Source organism: Roseinatronobacter monicus (assembly GCF_006716865.1).
GTDB classification, from domain to species: domain Bacteria; phylum Pseudomonadota; class Alphaproteobacteria; order Rhodobacterales; family Rhodobacteraceae; genus Roseinatronobacter; species Roseinatronobacter monicus.
Window position 1 is genome coordinate 375,282 of record NZ_VFPT01000001.1, and the last position, 15,988, is coordinate 391,269.

General features: G+C 63.2%; 15 protein-coding genes. 10 read left to right on the plus strand and 5 right to left on the minus strand.

Features of this window, described 5'->3' with window-relative positions:
* A complete protein-coding gene (locus tag BD293_RS01565) occupies positions 1–1,182 on the plus strand; it encodes a geranylgeranyl diphosphate reductase (protein ID WP_142079544.1) in 1,182 nt (393 codons plus the stop codon).
* Positions 1,179–1,733 carry an isopentenyl-diphosphate Delta-isomerase gene (idi, locus tag BD293_RS01570; RefSeq protein ID WP_142079546.1) on the plus strand — a complete coding sequence of 185 codons (555 nt, stop codon included), beginning with the start codon at positions 1,179–1,181 and terminating at the stop codon, positions 1,731–1,733. The genes BD293_RS01565 and idi overlap by 4 nt, the downstream gene beginning before the upstream one ends.
* A 4-nt stretch (positions 1,734–1,737) precedes the next feature.
* On the opposite strand, the gene tspO is transcribed toward idi, so the two are convergent.
* The 3 genes from tspO to BD293_RS01585 form a co-directional block, all read right to left on the minus strand.
* Entirely contained in the window at positions 1,738–2,196 is a 459-nt protein-coding gene (gene tspO, locus BD293_RS01575; RefSeq protein ID WP_142079547.1) for a tryptophan-rich sensory protein TspO, read from the minus strand.
* A 133-nt stretch (positions 2,197–2,329) separates the two neighbouring features.
* Positions 2,330–3,367 (minus strand): 15-cis-phytoene synthase, encoded by a 1,038-nt coding sequence (gene crtB / locus BD293_RS01580; protein WP_142079548.1) that lies wholly within the window; start codon positions 3,365–3,367, stop codon positions 2,330–2,332.
* A complete protein-coding gene (locus BD293_RS01585; protein WP_142079549.1) occupies positions 3,364–4,899 on the minus strand; it encodes a phytoene desaturase in 1,536 nt (511 codons plus the stop codon). The genes crtB and BD293_RS01585 overlap by 4 nt, the downstream gene beginning before the upstream one ends.
* 133 nt (positions 4,900–5,032) lie before the next feature.
* Between BD293_RS01585 and crtA the strand changes: the two genes are divergently transcribed.
* From crtA to bchO, 4 genes are read left to right on the plus strand one after another with little or no spacing between them, the layout of a single operon-like run.
* A complete protein-coding gene (gene crtA, locus BD293_RS01590; RefSeq protein WP_142079551.1) occupies positions 5,033–5,737 on the plus strand; it encodes a spheroidene monooxygenase in 705 nt (234 codons plus the stop codon).
* Positions 5,734–6,735, plus strand: coding sequence for a magnesium chelatase ATPase subunit I (gene bchI, locus BD293_RS01595; protein ID WP_142079552.1), 1,002 nt, complete (start codon positions 5,734–5,736; stop codon positions 6,733–6,735). The genes crtA and bchI overlap by 4 nt, the downstream gene beginning before the upstream one ends.
* Positions 6,732–8,456 carry a magnesium chelatase subunit D gene (locus BD293_RS01600; RefSeq protein ID WP_142079554.1) on the plus strand — a complete coding sequence of 575 codons (1,725 nt, stop codon included), beginning with the start codon at positions 6,732–6,734 and terminating at the stop codon, positions 8,454–8,456. Before bchI ends, BD293_RS01600 begins: the two co-directional genes overlap by 4 nt.
* 2 nt (positions 8,457–8,458) lie before the next feature.
* Positions 8,459–9,343 (plus strand): alpha/beta fold hydrolase BchO, encoded by an 885-nt coding sequence (gene bchO / locus BD293_RS01605; RefSeq protein ID WP_142079555.1) that lies wholly within the window; start codon positions 8,459–8,461, stop codon positions 9,341–9,343.
* Here bchO and crtC read toward each other — a convergent pair whose 3' ends face one another.
* Together crtC and crtD are read right to left on the minus strand one after the other, a co-directional pair.
* A complete protein-coding gene (crtC, locus tag BD293_RS01610; RefSeq protein WP_281286686.1) occupies positions 9,344–10,210 on the minus strand; it encodes a carotenoid 1,2-hydratase in 867 nt (288 codons plus the stop codon).
* Entirely contained in the window at positions 10,177–11,742 is a 1,566-nt protein-coding gene (gene crtD / locus BD293_RS01615) for a 1-hydroxycarotenoid 3,4-desaturase CrtD (RefSeq protein WP_142079556.1), read from the minus strand. The genes crtC and crtD overlap by 34 nt, the downstream gene beginning before the upstream one ends.
* Before the next feature lie 92 nt (positions 11,743–11,834).
* Between crtD and BD293_RS01620 the strand changes: the two genes are divergently transcribed.
* The 4 genes from BD293_RS01620 (at position 11,835) to BD293_RS01635 (ending at position 15,911) form a co-directional block, all read left to right on the plus strand.
* Positions 11,835–12,713 carry a polyprenyl synthetase family protein gene (locus BD293_RS01620; protein ID WP_142079558.1) on the plus strand — a complete coding sequence of 293 codons (879 nt, stop codon included), beginning with the start codon at positions 11,835–11,837 and terminating at the stop codon, positions 12,711–12,713.
* 5 nt (positions 12,714–12,718) lie between these two features.
* Entirely contained in the window at positions 12,719–13,831 is a 1,113-nt protein-coding gene (locus BD293_RS01625) for a methyltransferase (RefSeq protein WP_142079559.1), read from the plus strand.
* Between the two features lie 122 nt (positions 13,832–13,953).
* A complete protein-coding gene (gene bchC, locus BD293_RS01630; RefSeq protein WP_142079561.1) occupies positions 13,954–14,910 on the plus strand; it encodes a chlorophyll synthesis pathway protein BchC in 957 nt (318 codons plus the stop codon).
* Positions 14,907–15,911, plus strand: coding sequence for a chlorophyllide a reductase iron protein subunit X (locus BD293_RS01635; RefSeq protein WP_142079563.1), 1,005 nt, complete (start codon positions 14,907–14,909; stop codon positions 15,909–15,911). Before bchC ends, BD293_RS01635 begins: the two co-directional genes overlap by 4 nt.
* The last annotated feature ends 77 nt before the right edge of the window (positions 15,912–15,988 follow it).

The window sequence follows — 15,988 nt, forward strand, 5'->3', positions numbered from 1 at the left end:
ATGCAATATGATGTCTTTATCGTGGGCGGTGGGCCTTCGGGTGCAACCGCGGCGGATGATCTGGCCTGCGCGGGCAAGCGCGTGGCACTGCTGGACCGCGCAGGGCGGATCAAGCCTTGCGGGGGCGCAATCCCCCCGCGCGCGATTGCGGATTTTGACATCCCCATGAGCCAGGTCGTGGCGCAGATCACCACAGCGCGGATGATTTCGCCCACTGGCCGCGCGGTCGATATTCCGATTGAAAACGGTTATGTCGGCATGGTGGACCGCGAACATTTCGATGAATTTCTGCGCGACCGCGCCGAGGGGAACGGGGCTACGCGCCTGACCGGCACCTTTCTGCGGATTGAGCGCGACGTGCAAGGCACGCATGTCATCTGGCGCGACAAGACAAGCGGCGAGGAACGGCGCACGCAAACCCAATTGGTGATTGGCGCAGATGGCGCGCGCTCGAATGTTGCGCGGGCCGAAGTGCCGGGGGGCGACAAGACCCCCTATGTGATTGCCTATCACGAGATCATCAAGGCCCCACCCGCCAACGATGTGTATGACCCGCTGCGCTGCGATGTGATCTATGACGGGCGCATTAGCCCCGATTTTTATGGCTGGGTGTTTCCGCATGGCGAACATGCCAGCGTGGGCATGGGCACCGAGATCAATGGCGCAGACCTGAAGAAAGCCACGGCTGATCTGCGCGCCATGTCGGGCCTGACAGGCTGCGAGACGATCCGGCGCGAAGGCGCGCCCATTCCGCTGCGCCCGATGGACCGCTGGGACAATGGCCGCGATGTGGTGCTGGCAGGCGATGCGGCAGGCGTTGTCGCGCCCAGCTCGGGCGAGGGGATATATTATGCCATGGTCGGCGGGCGCGTGGCCGCAACGGCGGTACAGGCGGCGCTGGCCTCTGGCAAGATGAAAGACCTGAAACTTGCGCGCAAACTGTTCATGCGCGAGCACAAGACCGTGTTCCGGGTATTGCGCCAGATGCAGGATGCCTATTACAAATCAGATGAGCGGCGTGAACGTTTCGTGAGCCTGTGCCACGATATAGACGTGCAGCGCCTGACATTCGAGGCGTATATGAACAAGAAACTGGTGGCCGCGCGCCCAATGGCGCATATCAAGATCGGCATCAAGAACATGCTGCACCTGACCGGCCTTGTCCGACCGGGCCACACATGAGCGCGCTGATCCCGGCCTGGGAGAACGGCGTGTTGCAACCCATCGACAAGATGGACGTGCACAGGCGCGGGCTAAGGCATAAGGCGATTTCGGTCTTTGTGACCGAAGGCGACCGGGTTCTGATCCAGCGCCGCGCTTTGAGCAAATATCACACGCCGGGGCTGTGGGCGAATACCTGCTGCACGCATCCGCATTGGGACGAATCTGATCTGGACTGCGCGGGGCGTCGGCTGCGCGAGGAGTTGGGCATCACGGGTCTGGCGCTGCGCCACGCGGGCGAAATCGAGTACCGCGCCGATGTCGGGGCGGGCTTGATCGAGCATGAACTGGTGCAGGTCTATACCGCTCGCGTCATGCCGGATCTAAGCATCACGCCCAACCCGGATGAGGTGGCCGATACGGACTGGATCAACCTGCCCGCGCTCCGCGCTGTTGTGGAGCGCGTGCCAGAACGGTTCACGCCCTGGCTGCGCATCTATCTGGCCAAGCATCTGGGCATGATCTTTGGGGCGCATAGCGCGGCAAAGCCGCACCATGCCCTGACCAACTGAGCGCTTACGCGTATTGCGGATTGCGCTGCATGACCGAGAAATTCAGCGCCCCTGCAATGGTGACCCACAGCAGATAGGGTGCGAACAACATCCCCGCGATGGGATCAAGCGCCCAGAAGCTGACCATCGTCGCGGCCACAAACACCCACATAAACCCGACGATCACAAGGGCCGCGCGCATGCGCTTCAGCCCGAAAAAGACCGGTGACCACAGTGTGTTGAAGGCAATCTGTGCCGCCCAAAAGGCAAGCGCCTGTTGCGAATTGTCCAGCAGCCCGATGCGCATGCCCGCATAGGCCATGGCGATGTAAAGCGTGATCCAGACAATCGGAAAAACGATGCCCGGCGGCGTCCAGACCGGTTTGTCCAGATCGCGGTACCAGTTTCCCGGCTCGAACATGGACCCTGTCGCGCCTGCGGCACCGCAGGCGGCAAGAAATGTCAGAAAAAGCGGCCAGTCCATCGCGTATCCTTTGTTCCTGCCATCGCGCGCGGCGTTCCAAGTCTGACCTGAATGCGCGCCCTTGCGGGCGCAAGCCTTGGCTTGGGCGCCCGTGCGGGCGCGGTGGCGCACACCCTATCTGTCATGATGTAGCTCAGGCGGAGCGCCGATCCAAGCCAAGATGGCGGTCACGTCGGGCCATATCCTGCGCGCGCAGCCGTGCAAGCGCGTTTATCAATGTGTCCGAGCGGCTGAATTTGGTGCTGTCATGGGCGGCAGTGTCCACAAGAAAGGCCACTTCCGCGCAGGGTTTGCCATAGAGCGTGGCCATTGTCGGCTGCACCAGACTAAAGGCCGCGCGCAAACCAGAGGTGGCAAGCCAACCGATCTTGCGGGCCTTGCCGGTGACGGCGCGCCGGGTGATGCTGTCGCAGCCCTGCGTGCGGATCACCCCACCAATGCCGCCATAAATCGTGCGCGCAGCAAAGATGCCGGGGCGACAACTGAGCGGCAGCGCTGCAATGCCTGGCTCGGAACGTTGGTAGAGCCGGTCTGCCTCGCGCAGAAGACGGTTTGTCATGGCGCGGATTTCGGGCGATGCGGCCGGTGCACGCAGAAATGCCGCCGGTTCAAGCCCGGCATCGGCAAACCAGTCCAGTGGCAGGTAAATCCGGCCCAGCCGCGCATCCTCGCCGACATCGCGCGCGATATTGGTCAGTTGCATGGCAAGGCCCAGATCACAGGCGCGCGCAAGGCGGTGGCGGTCGCGCACCCCCATCAGCACGCACATCATCGCGCCGACGACAGCGGCCACACGCGCGGAATAGTCCAGCACCCCCGACAGCGTATCAAACCGCCGCCCCTCGGCATCCCATGCCAGCCCTTCCAGAAGCGCGTCCGGCAGGGCGCGCGGCATGTCATGGGTCTGGATCATGCGCGCGAAGGCGCGGTCGATGGGGGAATTATGGGGCCGGTCGGCATAGGCACTGTCGAGCCGGTCTTGCAGATGCAAGACAGCGGCAGTTGGGTCTTGCCCCTCATCCACCGCATCATCGGCCAGTCGGCAGAAAGCATAGAGCACCAGTGCAGGGTCGCGCACATGCGCGGGCAACAGCTTTGACGCGGCGTGAAACGACAATGATCCGGTGCGGATCGCGGCGCGGCAGGCCTCCATATCCATGTCGGCGCTCATTCTGCGGCCATCCTGAGCGGGGCCACAGGGGCGGCATCGGGAACAAGCTGGCCCAACACTTCGGCCGTGCCGATCACGCCGGGCACGCCCGCGCCCGGATGGGTGCCCGCCCCTGCCAGATACAGGCCCGGCACTTCCTCGGACACATTATGCGGGCGGAAATACGCACTTTGCAGGATGCGCGGCTCAATCGAGAAGCCAGCCCCCAGCGGCGACAGATAGCGGTCGCGGAATGTGTCGGGGGTGAAAACAAGGCTTTCAGTGACATGGTCAGACAATCCGCGCAAAAGGCGGTCCTCCAGCATGGCCAGCATCTTTTGGCGGTAGGGTTCTTCTTCTTGCGTCCAGTCCACGCCATTGTCATGGCCCAGATGCGGCACAGGTGATAGGACATAGAACGTGTCATCGCCATCAGGCGCAACTGAGGGGTCGGTGACCGAGGGGCGATGCACATACAGGCTCATGTCATCGGACAAATGGCCCCTGATGAAGATATCCTTGATGTGTTCGCGGTAGCGCGGGCCAACGACGATGGTGTGATGGCCGACATCGCGCCACATGTCACGCGTGCCGCGCGTGCCGAAATACCAGACATACAGGCCCATCGACCAACGCTGGCGCTTGAGTTTCGCATCAGTCCAGCGGCGGCGGGGCTTGTTGCGCAACAGGCGGGTATAAGTATGGCCTGCGTCGGCATTGGAGACGACGATATCCGCCTCCAGCCGCTCGCCGCCCACCAACCGGACACCAGCGGCGCGGCCATTCTCGACCAGAATTTCATCAACTTCGGCCCCCATGCGGACCAATCCGCCCTGATCGCGCACCACCTGCGCCATGGCTTTCGCAATCGCCTGCACCCCGCCCATCGCATAATGCACGCCGAATGCCTTTTCCAGATGACTGACAAGGATATACATCGACGTCACGCGAAACGGATCGCCGCCAATAAACAGCGGATGAAACGAGAGCGCAAAGCGCAGGCGCGGGTCGCGCACACGGCGCGCAGCATGGGCATAGACGGACCGGTCCGCGCGCAGCCAGACAAAACGCGGCAGCACTTTTATCAACTCCCACAGCTCATTCATGGGGCGGCGGCCAAGATTTTCGTAGCCGAACCAGTAGCGATCCTCGGAATCGCCCAAGAATTTGCGAAACCCTTTCAGATCACCGGGCGAGAGGCGCGTGACCTCTGCCTCCATCGCGGCCTCGTCCTGACGCATGGTAAAACTCGATCCGTCTTCCCAGCGGATTTCATAATACGGGTCCATGGGTTTCAGGGTCACATCGCGGTCGAAATCGCGCCCACATGCGGCCCAAAGGTCGCGCAGACCTTGTGGCACTGTGATGATGGTCGGGCCAAGATCGAACCGATGCCCGCCCTGTGTGATGGATGACCCGCGCCCGCCGGGCAGATCAAGCCTGTCGATCACACTGACACTATACCCTTTGGCCCCCAGTCGCATGGCAGAGGCAAGCCCGCCAAGGCCCGCGCCAATGACAATTGCGCGTTGTGGCGCCGCAGAATCAGACATATTCGGTTCCCGTCTTTTTGTGTTCCATCAAGCTTACACTTTGTAGATGTGTCAATCAAGATTTACATTGTGCTCTTTACTCTGTCCAGTTCATGTGACAATCTGGGTTTACACTGTAGCTATTGGAATCGTCATGCAAACCGTCACGCTCAGTCTGTTTCGCTTTGACCGGGCCTTGGCGCGGCTATGGGTGCTGGGGCAGATGGGCGCGGCGCGTTTCGTGCTGCCCCGTGTTGCAGGCCTGAATTTCTGGAAGCTGTGCGGCTCTGGCACGGGCGAGGGGTTCACGCCCCGGCCCAATTGGGGCACATGGGCGATCCTTGCAGGATGGGACAGCCGCGATCAGGCCGATGCCGGATTGCAGCGCCCCCCGTTCAGCCAGTGGCGCAAGCGCGCAGACGAAGACATGACACTGTTTCTGGAACCTTATTCCGCACGCGGACAATGGGCGGGGGTGCAGCCCTTTGCCCCCGCTGGCGGCCCGGATGGCCCCATCGCCGTCATGACCCGCGCCACCGTCAAACCTGCGCGCGCATTGCGCTTCTGGGGGCGGGTGCCGGATATTTCCGCGCGCGTGGGCGCAGACCAGAATATCATCTTCAAGATCGGCATTGGCGAGGTGCCGATGCTGCATCAAGTGACGTTCTCGATCTGGCCTGACGCAGAATCTATGGCCGCCTTCGCGCGGCGCGGCCCCCATGCCGAGGCTATTCGCGCTGTGCGTGATGAGGGTTGGTTCAATGAGGAACTTTACGCCCGCTTCCGGATCACCGGATGCGTGGGCACATGGCACGGGCGCGACCCGCTTGCCGCAACCGCAAGACAGGAGGCCGCATGACGCCTTTCCCCTTCGCTGCCATTGTCGGGCAGGATGAGATGAAAACCGCAATGATCCTGACCGCCATCGACCCCAAGATCGGCGGCGTTCTGGTGTTTGGCGACCGTGGCACAGGCAAATCGACAGCCGTGCGCGCGCTTGCGGCCCTATTGCCGCCCATCGAGGCCGTCAAAGGCTGCCCCGTCAATTCCGCACGGTTCGAGGATTGCCCCGACTGGGCGCAGGTGACCGAGGCTGAAATCGTCACCCGCCCCACCCCTGTCGTGGACCTGCCCCTTGGCGTGACCGAAGACCGCGTGACCGGCGCGCTGGACATTGAACGCGCGCTGACGCGGGGCGAAAAGGCGTTTGAAGCAGGGCTTCTGGCGCGCGCCAATCGTGGTTATCTCTATATTGATGAGGTGAACCTGCTGGAAGATCACATCGTTGATCTGCTGCTGGATGTCGCGCAGTCAGGCGAGAATGTGGTCGAACGCGAAGGCATGTCGATCCGCCATGCCGCGCGGTTTGTGCTGGTCGGGTCTGGCAACCCGGAAGAGGGCGAATTGCGCCCCCAACTTCTGGACCGCTTCGGCCTGTCGGTCGAAGTGACCAGCCCCAAGGAAATCGACACGCGGGTGGAGGTTATCCGCCGCCGTGATGCCTATGAAAACGATTATGACAGCTTCATGGCCGAATGGCAGCCACAGGACGCCGCCTTGCGCGCGCGGATACTCGCGGCCCGCGCAGCCCTTGCAGGGGTGCGCAGTTCCAACGTGGTGCTGCATGATTGCGCATCGGTCTGTGTGGCGCTGGGCTCTGACGGGTTGCGGGGTGAATTGACGCTGCTGCGCACCGCCCGCGCCCTTGCCGCCTTCGAAGGAGCACCCGAAGTGACACGCGCCCATATCCGTGCAGGTGCGCCGATGGCGCTGCGCCACCGTTTGCGCCGCGATCCGCTGGATGAAGCGGGCACCGGCGCACGCGTTGCGCGCCAACTGGCAGAGGTGCTGCCCTGACCCCTTTTGACGAGGCCAGCGGCCAACCCGGCCGCCCTGCGCCCGAGGCCGATCCTTGGGCGCAGGTTTCCCTTGCGCTGACACTTCTGGCCGTGGACCCGCATGGCTTGCGCGGCTTGTGGCTGCGGGGCCGCGCCGGACCTGTGCGCGACCGTGTGTTGGCCGGGCTTGGCGCGCTGCACCCGCGCAAGCTCCATCCTTTCACCTCGGACGAGGCGTTGATGGGCGGCATGGACCTGAGCGCGACTTTGGCCACAGGCGAGATGCACCGCCATGCGGGCCTGTTGGACCATGCCGGCTGCCTGATGCTGACAATGGCCGAACGCTGCCCGCCGGGGCTGGCCGTGCGCTTGGGGCAGGCGCTGGACAATGCCGCCCGGCCAAGCCTGATCGCGCTGGACGAGGCGGCAGAGGAAGGCGAGGGCCTGCCCAACGCACTGGCCGACCGTTTGGGCCTGTTTCTGGATATTGACGGTTTTGCATGGTCTGACAGCACTGACATTGCGCTGAACCCCGGCCTGATCGCATCGGCACAGGTGCGGCTGCGCCAGATCGCGCCGGGTGATGCGCTGGCGCGGTTGACGCGGGTTGCCGCAGAATTGGCCATTCCCAGTATGCGTGCACCACTTCTGGCACTGGCCTGCGCGCGTGCACATGCCGCATGGCGTGGCGGGTCCGCGATTGAGGAGCAGGATTTGCAAGTCGCTGTTGCCCTGGTGATGGCGCATAAGGCGCTGGCCTTTCCCGAAAATGCGCCCGAACCCGATGACACCCCCCCGCCAGAGCCGCCACAGGACCAACCGGATCAAGACCGCGACCGCGACCAGAGCGCATTGGACATCCCCGACGAGATGCTGATCGAGGCCGCACGCACCGCCTTGCCACCCGGATTGCTGGCGCAGTTGCAAGCCGCGCGGGCGGCGCGCCAAGCGGCCAGCGCCAATTCCGGCGCAGGGGCCAAACGTAAATCCATGCGCCGGGGCCGCCCCATGCCTTCGCGCGCAGGCAAGCCCGGATCGGGTGCGCGGGTCGATGTGATTGCCACATTGCGCCAAGCAGCCCCCTGGCAGAAAATGCGCCGCGCCATGATGCCGGGGCGCGTGGCGGACCGCTTGTTGCTGATGCCGTCCGACATCCGCATCAAGCGCTATCAGGAACAGACCGACCGCGTTCTGATCTTCGTGGTCGATGCCTCTGGCTCTGCCGCCCTTGCGCGACTGGCCGAGGCCAAGGGCGCGGTTGAGTTGATGCTGGCCGAAGCCTATTCCAGCCGCGATCATGTGGCGCTCGTGACCTTTCGCGGGCATAGGGCGGAACTCAGTCTGCCGCCCACCCGCTCGCTTGTGCAGACCAAGCGCAGGCTGGCGGGCTTGCCGGGGGGCGGGGCCACACCGCTGGCCCATGCGCTGGAGGTGGCCTTGGCCACGGCAGAACAAGCCCGCCGCCACGGCATGACGCCGACATTGGCCATGCTGACGGACGGGCGCGGGAATATCGCGCTGGATGGCAGCGCCAACCGCGCACAAGCCACCCTTGATGCAACGCGCCTTGCCAAGATCATCGCCGCCAAGGCGATTCCGGCGCTGGTGATCGACACCAGCCTGCGCCCCAAGCCGCAACTGGCCGAATTGAGCGCGCAGATGGGGGCCACGATGATTGCCTTGCCACGGGCCGATGCGCGCAGCCTGTCCAGCACGCTTTCTGCTGCGTTGGGGGGCTAGATATGCAGGTGATTCCTGCGGACTGGCCCCTGCGCGACCATTCCCATGTCATCCGGTGCCGCCCCCATGAATGGCATGTTCAGGTGATGGGGCAGGGGCCTGATCTGTTGCTGTTGCATGGCGCGGGCGCATCGGGGCATAGCTTTCACCGTCTGGCCCCGCTCTTGCCTGGCTACCGGCTGATTATGCCGGATTTGCCGGGGCAGGGTTTCACCCGCGCGGGCGGAATGCTGCGGCTGGGGCTGGATGCGATGGCCGATGATCTGGCCACGCTGTGCCGCGATCAGGACTGGCGTCCCGCCGGCATAATCGGCCATTCGGCGGGCGGCGCGATTGCGCTGCGCATGACCGAAGTTTTGCCAAACCCGCCGCGCGCAGTGATCGGGTTGAATGCCGCCCTTGGCCCGTTTGACGGCTTTGCGGGCTGGTTGTTTCCCAAGCTGGCCAAGGCCATGTCTGCCAGCCCTTTCGTGGCGGCGATTGTCACGCGGCTTGTCTCGAACCGTAATCAGGTCGAGATGTTGCTGAAAGGGACAGGCTCGACGCTCGATGCGCAGGGGGTGGCGCTGTATCAACGGCTGGTCAGCGACAAACGCCATATCGAGGGTACATTGGGTATGATGGCCCAATGGCAGTTGGAACCGCTGATCGAACGCTTGCCGCAAATCATGGTGCCAAGCTTGCTGATCGCGTCGGAGAAGGACCGCGCAGTGCCTGCGCGCGTGTCGCGTGATGCCGCCGCACGCATGCCGCGCGCGCGCTATGTCGAGATTGCCGATTATGGGCACTTGCTGCATGAAGAAGCACCAGACCGCGTCTGCGACCTTATCTTGCAGTTTCTGGATGAGAATAGTGGCGGGCTGTCATTGGTCGCAGGTCCGGTCTGATCAGAACGCCCAATTCTTGCGGCGCGGAACCCGCACAGCCAGCATCGGCTTGAGCAGCGGTTGCGCATAGCGCCGCAAATCCAGCGCTTCATGCACCCCCACGCTTTCGACCCCGTCAATTTGGGTGCGCACCGCAGCGCGGGTGTAGAAGGGCGCGTCCAGCATCGCCAATTCCTGCTTTGGCTGAAAGCCTGCATCGGCCCGCGTCTCGCGCCGCAGGGCCCAGCGACTGCGGGCAAAGCGTGTTATGGGCGGTGGGGTGACAGTGTCCATGCGGCCATCGGGGTGAAAATGCAGCGCGGTTTCCTGTGCCTGCCCATCGCGCAATTCCGCATCATAGAAACAGGTGGCCCCGCCCCGGTTGGGAAATCGCCCCCATGTCCAGTAGTTGAAATCATCCTCCAGCGCGGCAGTGCCGAAATTCGCATCGAAATACCCATGCCCCAGCCAACGATGACCGGGTGAGATGTCCACTTCGATCCGCGCAATCGGGGCAAAAGGCTGCCAGCTATGGCGACCATCTGGGGTCAAGTTATGGGTCTGGCCAAACAGGGCTTCGGGGTGCAGGGTAATCGTGCCGCGCACATGGCTGATCAGCGGGGGCGAGGAGATCTCGTTCACCTCGATCACCAGCCGGTCCCCTTCCCACCGGATGGAGGAGGGGCCAACCTCGAACACATCTTCGCTCTGCCGCAGCGCGCTGCGGCCCCGGTCGGTCATAGTAAACCGCCCCTTTGGCCCATAGGTCGCAACATTGATACAGCAATGGTTTTGCGGATCGCGCCGCCCCGACCAGCGATACCACGGCGAAAACACCGAGCCGATAAACCCGATCACCGAGAGGGCGCGGCTGCCGTCGTCGCTGATCCCGTCGATATACCACCACGCATAGCCGTTCGGCGCCACGTCGCGGCGGAAATCCGGTCGCTGAGGGCCGCCGCCGCTGCGTGTTTGCCCGAAAGTGCCGCCATCGGCACCCCCGCCCCCGGATGCACCCCGCCCCCCGCCATATACAGGCCCCTGAGCTTGGTGCGCGCTGTGGGGCGCAGGAATGTCGCCATCACCCCGTTCGGGCTGAGGCCGTAAAGTGCGCCCTGACTGTGCGGGAACATCTGCGCGAAATCCTGCGGCTGCGTCACTGCTGAAAGGGTCGGGCGCGGGCTGAGATGCAGCCCGAACTGCGCCAGCCGCGCGAATGGATGTGTGTGACATGTCATGTCCTTGCTGCCGCGTGCGCCCTCAGGCAGTGCGGGCGCGTTGAGGATGAATTGAAACCGCTCTGGCCCCGTGGGGATGGTCTGCGCGCGGTCCTGTGCACAGACGTAAATCGTGGGCGCTTGCGGAAGACGCCCCTGCGCCAAGGGTCCGAATTCCTGCGCCGGATCATCAGCGAAGAACACACTGTGATAGGCCAGCGCATCAGCCCCAAGCCCTTGGGGCTGCACCAGCGCGCCAAAGGTCCAGACCTGCGCCGACAGGCTGCGCGGCTGGGTCTGGCGGCGCTTTGGCGCATGGGTTGGCCTGTCTAGAAGATAGGGCAATGCGGTAGGGTCGCCGTTAAAGATGATTTGCGCGCAGTCAATAACCTCGCCATCGGCAAGCTGAACGCCCGACACTTGACCGCCCGATGTCTGGATTCGCGCAACGCCCGTGTTCAGCCGCAAAGTGCCGCCCAACTGTGTGAACAGCCCCGCCAGCGCGTGCGCCAATGCGGCCATGCCCCCCTGAACCGCCCAGACGCCCGCCGCCTCGGCCTGCCAGATCAGGCCCAGCACAGCAGGCGCGTGCAACGGGTTGCCGCCCACATAGGTCGCATAGCGCCCGAAAAGCTGGCGCAGATGGGGGTCGGAAAACCGTTGCGAAAGCATGGTTTGCAGCGTCTTGCCGGGTTGTAGCCAAGGCAGCAAATGCGGGCGCGCCAATACTGCACGCGCGGCCCCAAGCGTGCTTGGGGCCGCCGCGCGCATGATCGGCGCATCAAACGCGTCAAACAATGCGCGCGTCTCGCGCTGGAAAGCATCAAATTCGCTGCGCGCACCTGTGCCAAAGGCCGCGCCAATGGCGTCTGAATTGGCGCGCGCGTCGGGCATCAGGTCCAGCCTGCGCCCATCCCGCCAGAAATGGCGCGCCAGCACGGGCAGGGGTGTCAGCGTCAGATGCGCCTCTGTTGTGGTGCCTGCGGCGTCGAACAATTCGTCCAGCACATCGCGCAGGGTCAGCACGGTTGGCCCGGCATCGACCGGCCCGGCAGCGCTGTCCATGACGCGGATTTTGCCGCCCGGCCAGTCCTGCGCGTCCAGCAGCGTGACAGCTTGCCCGGACGCGGCCAGCCGGATGGCGGCTGCCAATCCGCCAATTCCGGCCCCGATGACCACTACCGAGTCTTTCTGAATATCCATGTCAGAGATTCTTGACTCTTTATGCGAAAGTGTCCAGTATTATTTACAGTCACATGTCTAATATAGATTACACACAGCAAAGCGAGGATGCCATGGACTTGAGCAAACGGATCGACAGAGCCATGACATCTGCCATTACGCAGGCGCAAGGTGTGGGGGACGCAAGCTGCAAAGCGCCCGGTCGCCTGGCCGCAGCGCTGAACTACGCGGTGACACCGGGCGGCGCACGTATTCGCCCGACAATTTGCCTGTCTGTGGCCCGTGCCTGCGGTGATGACCGGCCCGATCTTTCGGACCGCGCCGCCATCGCGCTGGAACTAATCCATTGCGCCAGCCTTGTGCATGATGATCTGCCTGCCTTTGATGATGCCGATTTCCGGCGCGGCAAGCCGACCGTGCATATGGCCTATTCCGAACCACTTGCGGTGCTGACGGGCGACAGCCTGATTATTTCGGCCTTTGATGTGCTGTCAGGCGCGTCTGATATGGATGCCGTCCGCGCATTGCGCCTGTTGCGTCTGATGGCGCGCCATACGGGTATGCCCTACGGTATTTGCGCCGGTCAGGGCTGGGAAAGCGAAGCGAAAGTTGATCTGGGGGCCTATCACCGCTCGAAAACCGCCGCCCTGTTTGTCGCGGCCACGCAAATGGGCGCCCAGGCCGCAGGCCACGAGCCAGAGCCGTGGGAAGAGCTGGGCGCGCGCATCGGCGAGGCGTTTCAGGTCGCTGATGATCTGCGCGATGCGCTGTATGACGAAGCAGCGCTGGGCAAGCCTGCCGGGCAGGACGCGATTCACCAGCGCCCCTCGGCCGTTGAGGAATTTGGCGTTCAGGGTGCGATCAAGCGTCTGCAAGATATCTTGGGCGGTGCGATTGCCTCTATCCCCTCTTGCCCCGGCGAGGGCGAGTTGGCGCAGCTTGTCCGGCTTTATGCCGAACGCATGACGCCGGTCGCGCCTGTCCGGGTCTGAGGGGCATGGCCGACATTCCGGCACCTGATTTGCCATTCCGGCCAGCGGGCCTTGTCAATCGTCTTGTGGCCTCAGCGCGGTTTCAAGCGCTGTGCGCGCGCGTTCCGGGCTTGCGCGGGGTTGCGCGGCGGGAAGGGGCGGCCCTGTTCGATCTGATGCAGGGATTCGTGCAAAGCCAGATGCTGATGGCGCTGGTCGAATTGCGCATTCTGCATTTGCTTGCTGATGGTCCTGCAACCGCGGCGGCACTGGCCCCGCGCTGCAATGTACCGCCTGAGCGCTTGCAAATCCTGCTGCAAGCGGGCGCTGCGATGCGCCTGCTCAAGCGGCGCGGTGACCGCTTTGCACTGGCGCGGCGCGGCACAGCCCTTCTGACCGTTCCCGGATTGCAGGATATGGTGCGCCATCATGACGTACTCTACCGCGATCTTGCCGACCCGGTGGCATTCATCCGTGGGGATACCACGACCGAACTGGCCGATTTCTGGCCCTATGTCTTTGGCGCTAAGGGCGCGATGGACCCGGCGCAGACCGCGCGCTATTCGCGGCTGATGGCCGAAAGCCAGAGCCTTGTCGCGGCAGAGGCACTGGCCCATCTGTCGCTGAAAGGCACGCGTAAGCTACTGGATGTGGGCGGCGGCACCGGTGTGTTCATACGCGCAGTGCGCGCGCGCTATCCAAAGTTGCAACTTGCCCTGTTCGATCTGCCCGATGTGGTAGCGCAGGCGGCCTTGCCTGCCGATATCGCGCGGCATGGCGGGTCTTTCCGCACAGACCCGCTGCCGCAAGGGGCGGATGTCATCAGCCTTGTGCGGGTTCTGTACGATCATTCCGATGACACAGTGCGCGCGCTGCTGGCCAAGGCTTTCGCAGCACTCCCCCCCGCTGGGCGCGTGCTGATTATCGAGCCGATGTCCGGCGGCACCCGCCCCGACCCGCAGACAGATGTGTATTTTTCAGTTTACACACTGGCGATGCAAACGGGGAAAACCCGCAGCGCGGCCCGAATTGCCGAGCTTCTGCGCGAGGCGGGTTTTGATGAAATCTCGAAAGAACATGCGGATAGACCCTTTATTACGTGTGTTCTGACGGCGTCCAAGCCGCAGCCTGCCGGTTGAGCACAGAATAAAGTGTCAATAAGAGTTGACAGTATGATGTGTCTTGTTATGATTACATAAGCAGCAATCGAGTCGTGTTCTGTCTGCCTGACAAACATGGATAACCGAACCTGGAGGGACCTGTGCAGACTGACGCCATCATCCTTTCCGAACCGCGCCAGCTTGCCTTGGGTCAGGTCGGCCTGAAGCCAGCAGGGCCGGGCGATCTGGTCGTCAGGATTGCGCAGTCGGGTATTTCCACAGGCACCGAAAAACTGTTCTGGTCCGGTGAGATGCCGCCCTTTCCGGGCATGGGCTATCCGCTGGTGCCGGGATACGAGGCGACGGGCGAAGTGATCGAGGCGGGCCGCGAGACGGGCTTCAAGCCCGGCGAGCGGGTGTTCGTGCCGGGGGCCAATTGTTTCCAACCCTCAGAACAGGGGCCGGTATTCGGACTGTTCGGCGGGGCCGCACGCCATCTGGTGACCGATGCCAAAAGGGTCACACGCATTGATCCCGGCATGGGGGCCGAGGGCGCGCTTCTGGCGCTGGCCGCGACCGCGCGCCATGCCGTGGCCGGGCCGAATGCCACACCGCCTGATCTGATTGTCGGACACGGCGTTCTGGGTCGTCTGATCGCGCGCATCACCATCGCAATGGGGGCACCCGCACCGCAGGTCTGGGATACCAATCCAAGCCGACTGGCCGGGGCGCAAGGTTATGATGTTTGCCTGCCTCAGGATGACAGCCGCCGCGACTATACCTGCATCATGGACGCCTCGGGTGCCGAAGATCTGCTGGACCAGTTGATCGGACGTGTCGCCAAGGGCGGCGAAGTGGTGCTGGCGGGGTTCTACACGAAACCGCTGCAATTTTCTTTTGTTCCTGCTTTCATGCGCGAGGCGCGCTTGCGCGTCGCCGCTGAATGGCAGCCTGACGATCTGATCGCCACGCGCGATCTGATAGAGGCAAGCGCCCTGTCGCTGGGGGGGCTGATCACGCATCACGCCAATACAGCCGACGCGGCGCGCGCCTATGAGACTGCTTTCAGCAACCCTGATTGCCTTAAAATGATCTTGGACTGGGAGGCCCATTCATGACCCTCGACATCCCGAACCTAAAGGATTTCGACAAGCGCCTGCGCGAAGAAGCCCATGAGGAGCCGTCACTCGAAGTGCCGCAGAGTGAGCCTACGAAACACACCCAGATCATTGCGATCTATGGCAAAGGCGGCATCGGCAAAAGCTTCACGCTGGCCAATCTGTCGTGCATGATGGCGGAAATGGGCAAGCGCGTGCTGCTGATCGGGTGCGATCCGAAATCCGACACGACCAGCCTGCTGTTCGCAGGCAAGGCCTGCCCGACCATCATCGAGACCTCGACCCGCAAAAAGCTGGCTGGCGAAGAAGTGGCGATTGGCGATGTCTGCTACAAGCGCAACGGCGTTTTTGCGATGGAACTGGGCGGCCCGGAAGTCGGGCGCGGTTGCGGCGGGCGCGGGATTATCCACGGGTTCGAACTGCTGGAAAAACTCGGCTTCCACGACTGGGATTTCGACTATGTGCTCTTGGATTTCTTGGGCGACGTGGTCTGCGGCGGCTTCGGCCTGCCGATTGCGCGCGACATGGCGCAGAAGGTGATCCTTGTCGCCTCGAACGACCTTCAGTCGCTGTATGTGGCGAACAATGTCTGCTCGGCGGTTGAATATTTCCGCAAGATGGGGGGCAATGTCGGTGTGGCCGGGCTGGTCATTAACAAGGATGACGGCACGGGCGAGGCGCAGGCCTTCGCCAATTCCGTTCAGATCCCGGTGCTGGCCACGATCCCGGCAAATGATGATCTGCGCAAGAAATCCGCGAATTACCAGATTGTCGGCACGGCTGACAGCCAATGGGGCTCTCTGTTTGCCGGACTGGCCGATGCCGTGGGCATTGCGCCCCCCGTGCGCCCTGAACCCCTGACGCAAGATGGTTTGCTGGCGCTGTTCGACAGCAAGGATACCGGCGGCGATGTCGTGCTGGAACCTGCAACCGATGCGGATATGCGCGGCAAGAATGCGGTTGTGAAGGCGTCGCTGGAAGTGGTGTATGACGATGCCTGAGGATTTTGGACCAGAGAAAAAGGGGGGCCAGCCCCCCGTCGGCTCCGCCTCCTCCCCCCGGAGTATTTCGGGCAAGA